Here is a 14,408-nt window from a genome sequence, read left to right as displayed (position 1 = left end):
CTCCCTACAGCGTTTCCGGTGCCAGAGACACGATCTTCATGTACTTCTTGTCGCGCAGCTCGCGTGCGACGGGCCCGAAGATGCGGGTGCCGCGCGGCGCGCCGTCGTTGTTGATGAGCACAGCGGCGTTCTGGTCGAACTTGATGTAGCTGCCGTCGGGGCGACGCACTTCCTTCTTCACGCGCACGACGACGCAACGCACGACTTCGCCCTTTTTGACGTTGCCGTTGGGCGCCGCTTCCTTCACGCTGCAGATGATCACGTCACCGAGGCCCGCGTAACGGCGCTTGGAGCCGCCCAGGACCTTGATGCACTGCACCTTGCGAGCGCCGGAGTTGTCGGCCACTGCGAGCATGGTTTGCATCTGAATCATTGCTGTAACCTAACTTTCCTCTTACGAGCATGCATGCGAACACGCAGGCTATTTGGCCTTTTCCACGATCTCGATCAGACGCCAGCGCTTCATCTTGGACAGCGGGCGGCACTCCATGATGCGCACCGTGTCGCCGACGCCGGCCTCGTTCTTCTCGTCGTGGGCGTGGAACTTCTTCGTGGTGGTCATCATCTTGCCGTACACGGGGTGCGGCTTGCGCTCCTTGACCTGCACGACGCACGTTTTGTCGTTGACGGCGCTCACCACGGTGCCCTGGCGGACCTTGCGGGAGTTACGATCTTCACTCATGTATATAACCTTCCTTATCCGCGCTCTAGGCGTTCAGCTCGCGGGCACGCATCTCGGTCTGGATGCGAGCGATGTCCTTTTTGACCTGACCCACGCGGGCGGTGTTGTCGAGCTGGCTCGTGGCCATCTGGAAGCGCAGATTGAAAAGCTCCGCGCGAGCTTCTTTGAGTTTCGCCTGCAAATCGTCGGCAGAAAGCTCACGGATCTCTGCTGCTTTCATTTACTCCTGCCCTTCCGTTTCCTTGGAAACAATCTTGCACTTGATGGGCAACTTGTTAACGGCGAGACGGAGCGCCTCCTTGGCGGTCTCCTCGTCGACGCCGTCGATCTCGAACATGATGCGGCCGGGCTTGACGACGGCGACCCATGCCTCGGGGTTGCCCTTGCCGGAACCCATGCGGGTTTCGGCCGGCTTCTGCGTGATGGGCTTGTCGGGGAAGATCGTGATCCACACCTTGCCACCGCGCTTCATGTGGCGGGTCATGGCGATACGAGCGGCCTCGATCTGGCGGTTCGTGATCCAGTGGGCCTCGAGCGCCTGGATGCCCCACGTGCCGTGGTTCAGCCGGGTGCCGCCCTTTGCCTGGCCCTTCATGGAGCCACGCTGCACCTTGCGGTGCTTGACGCGCTTAGGTACGAGCATTTACTTCGCCCCCCTCTCGTTGCGGTCGTTGCGACGGGAACGGTTCGGACGGGAGCTGCCCTCGAGCGCCGGCTGCGGAGCCTTCTGGCCGGGGAGCATCTCGCCGTGGTACACCCACACCTGCACGCCGATGGAGCCCATCGTCGTGGCGGCGGTGCAGAAACCGTAGTCGATCTTCGCGCGCAGCGTATGCAGCGGCACGCGGCCTTCACGATACCACTCGCGACGGCTCATCTCCGCGCCGCCCAGGCGGCCGGAGCACTGGATGCGGATGCCCTTGGCACCGCTCTTGCGGGCGGACTGGACCGCCTTGCGCATGGCGCGGCGGAAGGCCACGCGGCCCTCGAGCTGCTCGGCCACGGACTGCGCGATGAGCGCCGCATCGAGCTCGGGGCGCTTGACCTCGACGACCTCGATGGACACCGGGCCGCTGGCAACCTTCTCCAGCTTCTTGCGCAAAGAGTCGATCTCGGCGCCCTTCTTGCCGATCACGACGCCCGGGCGGGCCGTGGTGATGATGACCTTGATCTTGTCGCCGGCGCGCTCGATCTCAACCTTGGAGACGGCGGCGCGGGCAAGGTACTTGTCCAAGAACTTTCTGATGGCCAAGTCGTTTTCCAGGTTCTTGGCGTAGTCCTTGTCGGAGTACCAACGGCTGCGCCAATCTTCGGTGATGCCAAGGCGGAACCCGGTGGGGCTAACTTTCTGACCCATACGGCTTATGCCTCCTCTCGCGGTGCAACGATGATCGTGATGTGGCTCGTGCGCTTGCGGATGCGCGACGCGGAGCCCTTGGCGCGCGGACGGATGCGCTTCAGCGTGGGGCCTTCGTCGACGAAGGCCGTCTTCACGATGAGCGATTCCGGACGCACGTGGTGCTGGTGCTCGGCGTTGGCCACGGCGGAGTTCAGCGTCTTCTCGACGGCTTCCGCCACACCGCGGTTCGTGAACGCGAGGATCTCGCGGGCCTGGATAACGGACTTGCCGCGGACCAGGTCTACTACGATGCGCGCCTTGCGGGGCGAAACGCGGACATAGCGTGCTACAGCTTTAGCTTCCATTGTTTTCACCCCTTCTTATCGCTTGCCCTTGTCGGCGGAGTGACCCTTGAACGTGCGGGTCGGGGCGAATTCGCCCAGCTTGTGGCCGACCATGGATTCGGTAACGTAGACCGGCACGTGCTTGCGGCCATCGTGCACGGCGATGGTGTGGCCCACCATCTCCGGGAAGATGGTGCTCGAGCGAGACCAGGTCTTGACGACGTTCTTCTCGTTCGCCGCGTTCATCTTCTCGATGCGATCAAGAAGGCGCGGTTCGACGAAAGGACCCTTTTTCAAACTTCTACTCACTATTACTCCTTAACGTGCTCGCGCTACTTCTTGCGACGGCGGATGATCAAGCGGCTCGAAGCCTTCTTGGGATTGCGGGTACGATGGCCCTTCGTGGGAACGCCCCACGGAGTGACCGGGTGACGACCTGCGGACTTGTTCTTGCCCTCGCCGCCGCCGTGCGGGTGGTCGACCGGGTTCATGACGGTGCCGCGGACGCTGGGGCGGATGCCCTTCCAGCGGTTGCGGCCGGCCTTGCCGATCTTGATGTTGGCGTGCTCGGCGTTGCCGACCTCGCCCACCGTGGCGCGGCAGGTGATGAGCACGCGGCGCATCTCGGAGGACGGCATGCGCAGGATGGCGTAGTCGCCTTCCTTGCCCATGAGCTGGATGCTCGTGCCGGCGGAACGCGCGATAGCGGCGCCCTTGCCCGGCTGGAGCTCCACGGCGTGCACGAGCGTGCCGACGGGGATGTTGGCCAGCGGCAGCGCGTTGCCCGGCTTGATGTCGGCGTCGACGCCGCTCATGACGGTGTCGCCCACGCGCAGGCCCTTCGGATGCAGGATGTAGCGCTTCTCGCCGTCGACGTAGTGCAGAAGGGCGATGCGGGCGCTGCGGTTCGGGTCGTACTCGATGGTAGCGACCTTCGCGGGCACGCCGTCCTTCTGGCGCTTGAAGTCGATGATGCGGTAGCGGCGCTTGTTGCCGCCGCCCTGATGGCGCGTCGTGATGCGGCCGTTGTTGTTACGGCCCGCCTTGTTCGACAGCGGCGCAAGCAGGGACTTCTCCGGCTTCGACGTCGTGATCTCGGCAAAATCCGAGACGGTTTGGAAACGTCGGCCGGGGCTCGTCGGCTTGTACTGTTTGACTCCCATTACTGTCCTTTCTTCGGACCTTTGCTCGCACGCCTCTCCGTACCCCAAAGATCCCTTGTCGCTTCGTGGGTTCCGATTGCCGCTGCGCCCTGGGGAGGCTTGACGCACGCGACTCCGGTATACCACGCGTCCGGGTGTATCTATCAATGACCAGACGCAACCGAGAATTATAAACCCCTCGGGGTCATCGATCAAGAGTGGATTTGCGCACACAACTTGCGCACAAGTTCGAGATACGGCTCGGTGAACGCCGGCGGGCTGTGGGCCGCATCGCATCGTGCCTGGTCGTTTATTGCGCGACACCTAGTCGTTAACCGGCCGTTACTGACGGCTTTCCGTTCTCTGATATACATGAGCCTACGTATGTCCCATGCACAGATCGAGGGGCCGTTTGGCCGGCTTCCTAGATCAGGAGGTTACCCATGCTTCAGAGAACAGCGCGTCGATCGTTCGAGACGCACCCCGGGCGCATGCTCGCATGCGCGGCCGCAGCGCTTTTGCTCGCCCTGATCATGGCGGCGATGCCGAAAACGGCTTTCGCCGCGCAGGAAACCCAGGACGGCGTAGCGCTCACCATCGACACCGAGAAGACCGCGTACGTCGCCGGAGACACCATCAAGGGCCGCGCGGTGGTCGAGAACACCAACGACTTCCCCGTTCAAGACGTGAGGTTGACGGTCGATCTGCCGAGCGATCCGTCGTTCACCGTCGTTCCGCCCGAGGCGTCCGCCGCGTTGCTCGCGCCGGGGGAGACGCTCGCCATCGATTTCGAGGCCGTCCTGCCCGTAGCCAACGGCGGTGGCGACAAGGGAACCGACGGATCCGCGACGCCCGCGAAAGCCGCGGCGCTGGCGAACACGGGCGACGGGCTTCCCGGAGCGCTGATCGCCGCAGGGGTGCTGGTGGCCGCCGCCGCGGTCGCCGTGGCGACGCATCGCCGCAAGGTCAAGCCGAGCGACGTGATGGCACTTGTGCTGGTGGCGGCCCTCGCAGCGCCGGTCGCGGCAGTCGGCATGCCGACTGCGGGCAAAGCGCACGCCGACCCCTCCTCGCTGCACGCGACCCATTCCATCAAGGCGATCGACGACCAGAAGGATCTCAAGGCCGCCGTGGTCTACACCATTCCGGCGCCGACTCCCACCACCCAAACGGTCACGTTCCTGAAGACGGACTCCGCGAGCGGCAACCCGCTTGCCGATGCGGAATTCACGCTTTCCGGCGCGAACGGCACCTTCACGGTCGTGTCGAGCACGGAGGGCGTCGTGACCTTCCCCGACGTGCCCTTCGGGAGCTACAACCTGGTGGAGAGCCGGGCACCGGTCGGATACCTGGACGATTCGACGAGCTATGCCGTGGAGGTCGACGCGACCGGCGTGACCATCGACGGAGCGTCCATGAGCCAGTTCTCAGTCGCGAACACACCGCGACCCGTGGAAAAGACGCCTCCCCCGCTGATCGACACGATTACCCAAGGAGCATGGATGGTTGGCGGATACGGCCTGCCCAATGCGACCGTGAACCTCGAATGGCCGAACGGGAAGGGCTCGTCTCAGGTTACTGTAGACTCGGGCGGCCGCTGGACGGTGATTGTGCCGTCATCGATCTACCTTACGCGAGGCGAAATAGTCAGAGCCCAGCAGACATTGGCCCCTATGCTCCCGAGCGACTTCACCGAACAGACGGTTATCGCACTCGCATAGACAAGAGACCGCTTGAACGAGGTGGGCGTCGACGAAACCTCGCCCACCCCGCAACCTTGCACGCACGAGGCAGCTCCAAGCGGTACGCAAGCTGCGGCATAAAGAGAATTGCCATATTTTCCACGGTCCTTCCCTGAGGTGGCATCAAGATAGCCCCACCTCAGGGAAGGACTTTTTTCGCGCATCCAGCAAACAGGATGGCAGTCGCCTTGCCCTGGGATAAGCGCTCGAATATTCGCCGAAGCCATCGGCGTCTCATTGTGGGAATCCCTACTTTTTGATAAAATTTTCAAGATCTTAGCTATTCTCTGCCTGCGCGCTGCCGCAGGTAAATCCTATCGTTTTTGTACCGGGCGCACGAATCTTCTACGCTTTCGGCTTCGCCAATTCGCTATCTTCAAGGAGGCTCCCCGTGTTCGTTTTGGAATTGATGCTGCTCGCTTCCTGCATTGCGATAGCCCTGCTCTGCTTCAAGGCAACAAGAACGCTCGAAGCGATACGGCGCAGCATTGATGATATCGCCTCCGCAATCCACGCCGAATCAGGCGAAGGAGCTTGCCCGGAAGCCCTTGCGGAGGAATCCGAATCACTCACGCTTCTCAAGGATGCGTGCCACGACATCGCGCGTTCCTTCGCCCTCTCAAAGCGGGAGGAAGAGGTGTTATCGTATTTCGCACGGGGAAAGAGCAACGTGGCCATAGCGAAGGAGCTCCACATAGGAAACGCCACCGTCAAAACCCACTCCTTCAACATTTACCAGAAACTGGGAATTCACTCTCGCGACGAACTTATAGGGATCGTGGAAGAGCGACTGAACAAATAAGCCGATCGAATCGGCTTCGGGGAGGGGGCAGCGCAACCGAAAACACGACAGTCACGCCAACCTCTTCAGATTACGCCACGTCACCCGCCATCCCGGACATCCATGATCACAAAAGCCCGTATCGATCAAGCGATCCGTGATAACCCTTCCGCGCGCGACCCGCTTTCAGCAACGTTGGCCTTGGTGCATTAGGGTCGCAGCCGCGAATCACCCCCCCCCCCCCAAAAAAAACGCTGCGGCGAAAAGCCCCGACGAGCGAGAGGGCTTCGCAAGGCCGACCACCCATCGGAGCTTTTCGCCGCAGCACGAAACCCCTTTGCGCCCGCTATCTCAGCTTGCCGCGCAGGCCGAAGATGACGGCCAAAAGGCCGAGGGCGAAACAGGGCACCAGTACGCACCAACCCGCCATCGTGTAGCCCACGGCGTTGACGACGTTACCCATGAACATCGAGCCGAGGAACATGCCCGTGCTCTGGCTGCAGGCGAGCGCCGCCGTGGCTCCGGAAATGAGATGGGAGGGCACAACTTCGGAGCTGGACGCCCACAGCATGGCTGCCACACCGCCGCCCGTGAAGCCATTGAGAATGACGACGATGATGTACAGGCGCAGATCAGTGACCCAGAACACGAGCAAGCCAAACAGGACGGCGCTGACCATGCAGAATATCAGCACTTTGCGCCGCGACCCAATGGCATCGGATATCTTGCCGGCGATAGGGCTGAAGCAGGCGCCCCAAATAGCGCCCGCGCTAACCAAGGCCGTGCCAACCATCAGCGGCGCGTCGAGGTTGGTGGTCACGTAGGAAGAAAGGAAGCCCTGGCTCGCGATGAACGCACCTTCCTCGATGAAGAAGACGAAGGCGAGCACCCACACAACCTTGTTGCTGAATAGCTCCCTGTACGAGAACTTCACTTCGCCGGCCTTCTCGGCTGCATCGATGTAAGGCTCCGACGGGTCGCGGTAGATCACTAGGAACAACACGAGCACAATGGCGTCAAAGGCGAGGAGGAACTGCCAAACGCTCAGGTAACTTCCCGTGGCCTCGGCGATAGCCGCATCGAGCATGGGGGTTATTGCGTTCGCTGCGGCAACCCACATGCCCCACACGCCCAGAGGCAGACCTCGCCGCTCTTTGGGAAACCATGGCGTAATAGCAGTGACGCCGATTACGCCCATAAGACCGAAGCCCGCACCCTCCACGATACGCGAAGCCATGAGCACCACAACCGAAGTACCCGAAAGCAAACCGACCAGGTTACCAACGATGGCGCAAGCCATGGCGATAACGACGGAGCTTCTGATACCGATTCGACGCACGAACGATGCCGCTGGAAACGCGATAAGCGCTCCCAGGATGTAGAACACTCCGTTGACCCATCCGAGGATATCCGGCCCAAATCCATAGGATTCCATGACCAGAGGCGCCAACCACATAGTCTTGCCCATGTTCGCCGGCATGCAGAAACCCGCGAGGAACACGACCGCTACAACCGCCCAGGCACGACCCGATGTCATGTTCCCTTTCTTAGAAGATCCTTGAATTGCTTCAGGCATGACGCTATCACCCCTTGTTTCATTTGGTTGATTGCGACGGGGCTTCCCTTTGCAGCATTCGCCTGAACGCACTCGTCGTGGCGGGCGAACCCACCTGCCCCAGGAGCCACCTCTGGAAATTCCCCGATCCGCACGCGCTTTCCCCAAGCGCTGGCACCATGATAGAAAGTCCCGCTCCCGGGAAGCAGACCCACCCCGTAGGATTTTACGGGGTGGGAACGGGTGATATGAGGGTGATATTCGTACGGTCGAACGGGCCTACTCGTCGCCTCCCATGCCGCCGTACTCGCGCTCGCTGGCCTTGTACGCCTCGGAGCGCGTGCGAACGCCCAGTTTGGAGTAGATGTTCTTCAAATGCGACTTCACCGTGTTCTGGGATATCCCGAACGACACGGCTATCTCTCCGCGCGACATGCCGGAGTTGAGCTTGTGCAGAATCTCGCGTTCGCGTTCGGTCAGCGCATAATAGCCCTGCACGCTACCGCTCTTCAGGGCGATGCTCTCGTCGAGCTCAACCTCGCCTCCGAACAAGAGCAAAGCCTCTTTGGCGTAAGCCCGCACCGCGAAAGATATCTTGCGTCCGACAACCAGTTTCAGCAACAGCTCGCGCACGCAGGTTTTCCCCTCCAAGAAAACGCTCATGTAATCGTTCTGCATAGCAAGCTCGAGTGCCTGGTTGAGATCGACCATGGCCCGCGTCCCATCGCCCTCCTCGGCGCGATACGAGCTACGCAAGATGAAAAACTGAGCTAGCAGGTACGCGCTGCCGCTTTCTGTCACGCGCTCCTGGTTCGCATCGAGCAGCGCGAGGCACTCCCTCCGCTTGTCAAGACCCCACAGCACGCGCGCCTTCGCGAACACGCACGGAAGGGAGCGGAACAGGTCGGGATCGTCAAGGAACCCGTCTATCTCACGCTCGCTCGAACGAGCGGCCGACATCTCACCGAACTCCACGGCCAGCGCCGCCTTCAAGGCATGCGCCCGCATGCCCATGTTGCGAGGGACGCACTTCCCTTCGATGAAATCGACCAGATCGGTCATGACACCCAACGCTTCGATGCCGTTGCCCCGGACGCGCTCCATGCGCGCACGCACCAGACAGACGTCGACGTACATATCGACGTTGGCGCTGCGCGACACGCTTTGCAGAGCGCGGCGCATCAGCTCGGCCGCTTCTTCTAGCTCGTGTCGCTCGACGCGGATGGAAGCCCGCACGGCTAGAAACGCTCCGTGCAAGGGAGCGCTCTGACGCACCGAGGCTAGCGCCTTGCAGGCGGTGGCCTCGGCCCCTTCGAAGTCGCCCAAACTAAGATAATGCTGCGCCAACAGGTACAGGTCGAACAGCTTGTAAAACGAGCTGTCGGCCCGCTCAGCCAAAGAATACGCCTTCAGGTACAGGTCGCGCGCCTGCCTCATCTGGCCCAAACGCTCGCGATTCTCTCCCTCCATATGCATGAGCAGGCATTGGAACTGACGTGGAACGGAAGCGGAGTCCTCCCCTAGCAACTCGCGAATGATGGCGAGCGAACCGGCGCTGTCTCCCTCGAGCGCCAGGCATAGCGCCCCGATAAACCGAGACGCCGTTTCCGCCCCTTCGTTTTCTCCCAGGTTGCGGGCGATGGCGACCCAGCCCCTGGATTCGCCCACCAATCCGGCTGAAAAACAGCCCCACGCCGCAACCCAAGCGAGGTAGGGGTCGGTCTCGAACTCCGCTGCGGGGCGAGCGAGCAGGTGCTCAACGAGGCTTTCCTGCTCGTCGTCGCGGACGAGCCCAACAGAGCTGGCGATGGTCCCCTCCATGTAGTACGGATCGCAGGTGATGGCCAAGCACCTGGCATGCTCGCACGTCCGCCCGCGCTCGGCGAACCACTCCCCGGCCCTCCCGGCCAACTTCTCTATTTGGCTTCGATGCAAGCAGAGAAGCTTGCTTTGAAGGTAATCGCGAAACAGCGGCGCATAACGCCACACGCGCTCTTCGACGCGGTAATTCACGAACAGGTTCTTGGCCTCCAGCTGCTCGAGCATCACGACGGCGTCGTTGCGACCGGTGACGCGGTCGCACAACTCGGGGTCAAGATCCTCGAGAAGCGAGGTTTCGATGACGAACTCGCAGGTTGCGCCATCCAAGCGCGCCATTACCTCCCTTTCGAAGAAACGCCTGCAGTACCCTTGTACCCGACGCCGCATATCCTGCGGGGTCCGAGCGCGTTTGCGCGCCAACCCGGCGAACACGAGCAGCAGCGGCCAGCGGCCGCCTTCCTCCACCATAGACCGATAATCGGCCTCTTCCAGCCCCGGCAGATGCGCCGAAGCCAACGCGCGAAAACGAACGTCGTCGAACAGCAGATCGCAGGCGCCAAACTCGATGACCGGAGAGTCGAGCAGCAGGTCATCGGTTCGAGAGGACAGATACCTGCCCGCCACCACGAAACGCATGTTAGAGCCCATGTTGCGGTTCAGGAACACCAGAGCCTCGTCGAAATCGACCGACGAGGCGGTGTCGTAGGCATCCAGAAACACCACGTATTCGATTTCGGCTCGGCATGCCTCATCGGCAAGATTGACGAACTCCACGGCCAGCGCCTCGACGCCCGACTCGAGAGCCTCTGCTTCCGCGAGGCGCGCGAATCGGGCGTCGACGTCGGCGAAGCAATAGGCGAGCGTTTGGAGAAACCGATCGGCACAGGCGTCGTGAGCGTCGAGCGTGACCCAAAGCGGCACCGTCGAATCGCATTCTTGAAACATGCGAAACCATTGCGCCAGCAGCGCGGTCTTCCCGTAACCGGCCGGGGCGGAAAGCAGGCACGCACGCCATGCCGACACGTCTTTCACGCGCTTGGTGATCGACGTTTCATCTACGTACGGCAGAGGGGCGGAGGGTGCTTGGAATTTCCGCTTCAAGAAACCCTCCGGCGTCTTGCGATCAGACACGTTCGGAACCGATTCAAACCGCATTGCACATCCCCCGTTCCGTCCTTCGGACATGCCGTCTATTATACGGGGCCTTGTCGCATCCGTTCAATCAAGCGCCCCGGTCATGTTTGCAGTCGACCTGAAACACTCCGGGCAGCTCGCTTGTCGCTATCGACTGGCCGGGAGGAGCCAGCACAGCCCGCCCGCATTCCAGGCACGCTCCCGAAAACAAGTCCACCCGCCCGCCGCACGAAGCGCAGCGGGCTGAGTTGTTGCGGGCAACCAGATTGTTCGTGCGATCGAACTTCCCGCAGCTGTTGCATGCGGGGCCACGGCAGGGAAAGCAGTTCACCGCCGCGCCCTAATCGACGATCTTTTCGACCTTCAACCAGTATTCCAGCGTCTTGCCGGCGAAAGGATGGTTGAAGTCGACGCGCACGGCATGCTCGTGGGCCTCGACGACGCGCACGGGAATGGGCAGGCCGGAAGCAGGGTTCTTCCATTGGAACACGTCGCCCTCCTCGAGCTCGGCACCGAACGAGAACATCGTGCGCGGGTAGGTCTGCACGCCGTCGGGATCGTAGGCGCCGTACGCCTCCTCGGGAGGAACGCGCACCACGCGCTCCTCGCCCGGAGCCATTTCGCTCAACGCGTCCTCGATGCCGGGGACCACGCTTCCCGCGCCAAGGACGATCTTCACCGGATCGCCCTGCGAGCGATCGTCGGTTGCCGGCTCGCCCGCCACGCCGCCGCGATAGCGGACGTACGCGCACGCGCCGAATCGCTGGTTGTTCCTCATTGGATGCTCCTTGCCTCGAGGACGGCCGGCATGACCGACGAAAGCGGTCGAAGCCATGCCGGCCAATGATAGGTCTCGCAGTTACTCGACCAGGCCCAACTCGAAATGGTCATCGTCGGAACGGCGATGCGCAGCCGTCGACCAGGCGTCGTTGGACTCGATCTCAACCGGCGCCGCCACCTCTGCGGGCCTGTTTTTCTTCGTGGCCACGAACTCGCCCTTGGCTTCGAGCGGCTTGTACTGCGGCACCCAGAGCACTTGCTTGCCCTTCGTCGCCGCCTTCTTAGCCAAGTCCTCGATCCGTCCGTACGTGATGACGTTCGCCAGGCAATGGTGCACGCACATGGGCTCGCGTCCCTTGCCCGTGCGGTCGGCGCACAAGTCGCACAGGTCGGTGGGCACCGGCACGTAATTGTAGTTGAACACCCCCGTGCCGTCTTCGATCTCCCAAGGACCCTCTTCGAGCACGTGGATGCCCCATTTCCCCACGGGGTAGCCGTGCTCTTCCTTGCAGGTCACTTCGCACGACTGGCAACCCGTGCAGTATTCGTAGTCGATCAGCAATCCTACTTGAGCTTCCATTACTGGTCCTCCCTCTTGAACTTGTTCCAAACGAGGTCCATATCGGTGTCCAGGCACTCGTCGATGGGTTTCACGTTGCACAGCAGGCACTTGAACGGCGCGCCGAAGCCCAGCTTGCCGAAGTGGAAGTTCGGCACCAGGTTGTTCACGTTCGACCGGAAGTTGCCGCAGAGGTTTGGCTCGCTTCCCTCTTCCTCGGGGAACCACCAGGCGTGCTGTGCGTGGATGGTCTGCTCGTCCACGGTTTCGGTCACTTTCGCCTTCTGCTTGCAGCTGCCGAACTGGTTCCACAGCTCGACCCACTGGCCGTTGGCGATGCCCAGCTTCTTGGCCGTTTTCGGATTGATCTCCACGATGGGGTCGGGGTTCAGCTCGCGGCAGAACGGGATCTGGCGGTTCTCGGAATGGAAGAACGCGTAGGGCCGGGCGCCGGTCGTCAGCACGAACGGGTACTCGTCCAAAAGCTCGGGCGTGGCGGCCGGGCTGTACTGGGGCTCCTCGTAATACGGCAGCGGATCGTCATCGAACTGCTGGAAGATGGTCGAGTACAGCTCGATGCGGCCCGTCGGGGTGTTGAAGCCTACCTTGCCGTCGCCGCGCAAACGCCCGCATTCGTTCTTGCGGTAGAGCACCTCGTCCTGCACGTACACGTTCTTCGCCACGTCGCGGAAGTCGAACTTCTTGCTCAGGCGCAGGTGGTTGATGAAGTCGTCCACCGTCTCGTAGTCCTCCCACCAATGGGGGTTCAGGCGCTTGCCGATCTTGAAGCACGCCTCGGCGTCGGTGAGCGCCTCGCCCGTGCGGGTTGCCGCCTGCGAGAAGCCCTTGATGCCCATGGACGCGCCGTAATGCGTGAACGTGGTGCCGTCGCGCTCGGCGGAGGCGGCCAGCGGAAGGAACACGTCGCACGACGCCTGCGCGGAGGGGGTCATGAACGTGTCGATGGTGAAGCAGAACTCGAGCGACTTGAGGATGGCGTCATGCCAGCGCTTCGGTTCCGCCGACGTGCACGACATGAGGTTGTTTCCGCAGTACATTCCAAACTTGATGGGGTACGGCTCGCCCGTCTCCATCGCCTTCAGCATCATGTCGGCATGCGCGTTCATGATGAGGTTGCAGTAGGCCGGGTACTCGGTGAGGCCCACCATCTTGCTCGCCAGGTCGCCGACGCCCTTCTCGAAGCCGAATCCCACTTCGTTCAGGCCCGTGGTCGCATCGCCCAGGAGGTTGCCGCCCGGCACGTCGATGTTGCCCGTGATGGCCATGAGGTCCAGGATGCACTGGCCGGCCTGCATGCCGTTGGCCTTCTGGTCGATGGCCAGGCCCCAGGAGATGCTGGCGGGTTTGGCCTGGGCGTACATGCGCGCCGCGGCGACGATCTTCTCCTCGGGGATGCCGCACACCTCGGCCGCCTTGGCGGGCGTCATGCCCTTCTCCGGATCGTTGACGCGCGCCTTCAGCTCGTCGAAGCCGTAGCACCAGCAATCGACGTACTGCTGGTCGTACAGGCCCTCGTTGATGATGACGTTGAGCATGGCCATGGCCAGCGCCGCGTCGGTGCCGGCGCGCAGGCGCAGGTGGATGTCGGCGCGGCTGGCGAGCCAGTTCATGCGCGGATCGACCATGATCAAGCGGGTGCCGCGGCGCATCATGTCCACGACGGCGTGTCCGAACAGACCGTCGCCGTTCGAGGAAAGCGGCATCTTGCCCCACATGATCAGGCACTCGGGCAGCTCGTACGCCGGGTCGTCGAAGCGCTCCGGCAATGCGCAGGCGTAGTCGATCTCCGGATACGCGGCGCCGATGATGTAGCTGGAGGCAGCCAGGCGCGGGATGTAGCAGGCGTAGCCCGACTGCGTGTAGCAGTAGTTCGGGGTGCCCAGCATGACGCTGCCGTACGGGTTGAACGTGCCGCCCTCGCGCCCGGTTCCCGTGAAGCACACGCAGCTTTCGCGGCCGAACTCCTTGGTGATGCGGTCGTAGTTCTCCTGGATGATGTCCAGCGCCTCTTCCCAGGTGCAACGTTCCCACTTCTCGGCGTTGCCGCGGTCTTTCGGATCGCGCTTCATCGGATGGATGATGCGCGAGGGATTGTACAGGTAGTCCATGAGCGTGATGCAGCGCACGCACAGGCGGCCCTGCGTAACGGGATGGTTCTCGTCGCCTTCGACGCGCACGACCTTCTGGTTTTCGTCGGTGTACACCTTCAGGCCGCACCCCGTGGGGTGGCAACCCGGAGCGGACCACGGGGACAGGCGGGTGACGGTGAGCCCATCCTCCTCGTATCGCCACGGCTTGCCGAGGTCGTTCACGTCGGACAACGTATCGAGCTTCACCGCAGGCGCGGCTTTCATCTCATCCATTGACCCCTACCTTTCTTCTCGTTTCAGCGAAACATCTCGTCTGTGGGGAAGCCGCAGCCGACGAGAACCGCAAGCTTCTGGAGAAGATTCTAGGAAGAGCGCCGGGGCGGGTCATGCCCCCTCGGGCGGGGTTATGGGGGTGAGA

15 protein-coding genes are annotated in these 14,408 nt (G+C 62.2%); 2 read left to right on the top strand and 13 right to left on the bottom strand.

Annotation, left to right across the window (positions count from 1 at the left end; all coding sequences use genetic code 11):
• Positions 1-4: 4 nt before the first annotated feature.
• The 8 genes from rplN to rplB are packed head-to-tail and all read right to left on the bottom strand — an operon-like array spanning position 5 to position 3,528.
• Positions 5-373: a 50S ribosomal protein L14 gene (gene rplN, locus HCH03_RS10900; RefSeq protein WP_015539828.1), complete on the bottom strand. Its 369-nt coding sequence runs from the start codon at positions 371-373 to the stop codon at positions 5-7.
• A 48-nt stretch (positions 374-421) separates the two neighbouring features.
• Positions 422-682 (bottom strand): 30S ribosomal protein S17, encoded by a 261-nt coding sequence (gene rpsQ, locus HCH03_RS10895; protein WP_080142443.1) that lies wholly within the window; start codon positions 680-682, stop codon positions 422-424.
• Positions 683-707: 25 nt separating this feature from the next.
• Complete coding sequence (gene rpmC / locus HCH03_RS10890; protein WP_015539830.1) at positions 708-902, bottom strand: 50S ribosomal protein L29; 195 nt, start codon at positions 900-902, stop codon at positions 708-710.
• The gene (gene rplP, locus HCH03_RS10885; protein ID WP_080142442.1) at positions 903-1,325 is read right to left on the bottom strand and encodes a 50S ribosomal protein L16; all 423 of its coding nucleotides are present in this window, start codon (positions 1,323-1,325) and stop codon (positions 903-905) included.
• Positions 1,326-2,039: a 30S ribosomal protein S3 gene (gene rpsC / locus HCH03_RS10880; RefSeq protein WP_114600152.1), complete on the bottom strand. Its 714-nt coding sequence runs from the start codon at positions 2,037-2,039 to the stop codon at positions 1,326-1,328. It abuts the gene before it with no gap.
• 5 nt (positions 2,040-2,044) lie between these two features.
• The gene (gene rplV, locus HCH03_RS10875) at positions 2,045-2,386 is read right to left on the bottom strand and encodes a 50S ribosomal protein L22 (protein WP_015539833.1); all 342 of its coding nucleotides are present in this window, start codon (positions 2,384-2,386) and stop codon (positions 2,045-2,047) included.
• 15 nt (positions 2,387-2,401) lie between these two features.
• On the bottom strand, positions 2,402-2,674 hold the full coding sequence (gene rpsS / locus HCH03_RS10870) for a 30S ribosomal protein S19 (protein ID WP_080142440.1): 273 nt from the start codon (positions 2,672-2,674) through the stop codon (positions 2,402-2,404).
• A gap of 23 nt (positions 2,675-2,697) precedes the next feature.
• Complete coding sequence (gene rplB, locus HCH03_RS10865; RefSeq protein ID WP_080142439.1) at positions 2,698-3,528, bottom strand: 50S ribosomal protein L2; 831 nt, start codon at positions 3,526-3,528, stop codon at positions 2,698-2,700.
• A 422-nt stretch (positions 3,529-3,950) separates the two neighbouring features.
• Between rplB and HCH03_RS10860 the strand changes: the two genes are divergently transcribed.
• Together HCH03_RS10860 and HCH03_RS10855 are read left to right on the top strand one after the other, a co-directional pair.
• On the top strand, positions 3,951-5,228 hold the full coding sequence (locus tag HCH03_RS10860; protein WP_221689516.1) for a SpaA isopeptide-forming pilin-related protein: 1,278 nt from the start codon (positions 3,951-3,953) through the stop codon (positions 5,226-5,228).
• 412 nt (positions 5,229-5,640) lie between these two features.
• On the top strand, positions 5,641-6,051 hold the full coding sequence (locus HCH03_RS10855; RefSeq protein WP_221689515.1) for a helix-turn-helix transcriptional regulator: 411 nt from the start codon (positions 5,641-5,643) through the stop codon (positions 6,049-6,051).
• A 325-nt stretch (positions 6,052-6,376) separates the two neighbouring features.
• Here HCH03_RS10855 and HCH03_RS10850 read toward each other — a convergent pair whose 3' ends face one another.
• The 5 genes from HCH03_RS10850 to HCH03_RS10830 form a co-directional block, all read right to left on the bottom strand.
• The gene (locus tag HCH03_RS10850) at positions 6,377-7,606 is read right to left on the bottom strand and encodes an MFS transporter (RefSeq protein ID WP_221689514.1); all 1,230 of its coding nucleotides are present in this window, start codon (positions 7,604-7,606) and stop codon (positions 6,377-6,379) included.
• 258 nt (positions 7,607-7,864) lie between these two features.
• Positions 7,865-10,351 carry a LuxR C-terminal-related transcriptional regulator gene (locus HCH03_RS10845; protein ID WP_221689513.1) on the bottom strand — a complete coding sequence of 829 codons (2,487 nt, stop codon included), beginning with the start codon at positions 10,349-10,351 and terminating at the stop codon, positions 7,865-7,867.
• 529 nt (positions 10,352-10,880) lie between these two features.
• Entirely contained in the window at positions 10,881-11,318 is a 438-nt protein-coding gene (locus tag HCH03_RS10840) for an FKBP-type peptidyl-prolyl cis-trans isomerase (protein ID WP_221689512.1), read from the bottom strand.
• An 81-nt stretch (positions 11,319-11,399) separates the two neighbouring features.
• Positions 11,400-11,900, bottom strand: a complete 501-nt coding sequence (locus HCH03_RS10835) for an oxidoreductase (protein WP_368042445.1) — start codon at positions 11,898-11,900, stop codon at positions 11,400-11,402.
• Complete coding sequence (locus HCH03_RS10830; protein ID WP_221689511.1) at positions 11,900-14,263, bottom strand: molybdopterin-dependent oxidoreductase; 2,364 nt, start codon at positions 14,261-14,263, stop codon at positions 11,900-11,902. The genes HCH03_RS10835 and HCH03_RS10830 overlap by 1 nt, the downstream gene beginning before the upstream one ends.
• Positions 14,264-14,408 lie beyond the last annotated feature (145 nt).

The organism is Gordonibacter massiliensis (ex Traore et al. 2017), assembly GCF_019731765.1.
Lineage (GTDB): Bacteria > Actinomycetota > Coriobacteriia > Coriobacteriales > Eggerthellaceae > Gordonibacter > Gordonibacter massiliensis.
Note: the sequence above shows the minus strand (reverse complement) of the source record. Positions and strands in the feature narration are given on the sequence as shown.

Excerpts from the sequence above, each read along its gene's own strand:
- rplN (WP_015539828.1), bottom strand. The coding sequence starts at position 373 with ATGATTCAGATGCAAACCATGCTCGCAGTGGCCGACAACTCCGGCGCT.
- rpsQ (WP_080142443.1), bottom strand. The coding sequence starts at position 682 with ATGAGTGAAGATCGTAACTCCCGCAAGGTCCGCCAGGGCACCGTGGTG.
- rpmC (WP_015539830.1), bottom strand. The coding sequence starts at position 902 with ATGAAAGCAGCAGAGATCCGTGAGCTTTCTGCCGACGATTTGCAGGCG.
- rplP (WP_080142442.1), bottom strand. The coding sequence starts at position 1,325 with ATGCTCGTACCTAAGCGCGTCAAGCACCGCAAGGTGCAGCGTGGCTCC.
- rpsC (WP_114600152.1), bottom strand. The coding sequence starts at position 2,039 with ATGGGTCAGAAAGTTAGCCCCACCGGGTTCCGCCTTGGCATCACCGAA.
- rplV (WP_015539833.1), bottom strand. The coding sequence starts at position 2,386 with ATGGAAGCTAAAGCTGTAGCACGCTATGTCCGCGTTTCGCCCCGCAAG.
- rplB (WP_080142439.1), bottom strand. The coding sequence starts at position 3,528 with ATGGGAGTCAAACAGTACAAGCCGACGAGCCCCGGCCGACGTTTCCAA.
- HCH03_RS10860 (WP_221689516.1), top strand. The coding sequence starts at position 3,951 with ATGCTTCAGAGAACAGCGCGTCGATCGTTCGAGACGCACCCCGGGCGC.
- HCH03_RS10850 (WP_221689514.1), bottom strand. The coding sequence starts at position 7,606 with ATGCCTGAAGCAATTCAAGGATCTTCTAAGAAAGGGAACATGACATCG.
- HCH03_RS10845 (WP_221689513.1), bottom strand. The coding sequence starts at position 10,351 with ATGTTTCAAGAATGCGATTCGACGGTGCCGCTTTGGGTCACGCTCGAC.
- HCH03_RS10840 (WP_221689512.1), bottom strand. The coding sequence starts at position 11,318 with ATGAGGAACAACCAGCGATTCGGCGCGTGCGCGTACGTCCGCTATCGC.
- HCH03_RS10835 (WP_368042445.1), bottom strand. The coding sequence starts at position 11,900 with ATGGAAGCTCAAGTAGGATTGCTGATCGACTACGAATACTGCACGGGT.
- HCH03_RS10830 (WP_221689511.1), bottom strand. The coding sequence starts at position 14,263 with ATGGATGAGATGAAAGCCGCGCCTGCGGTGAAGCTCGATACGTTGTCC.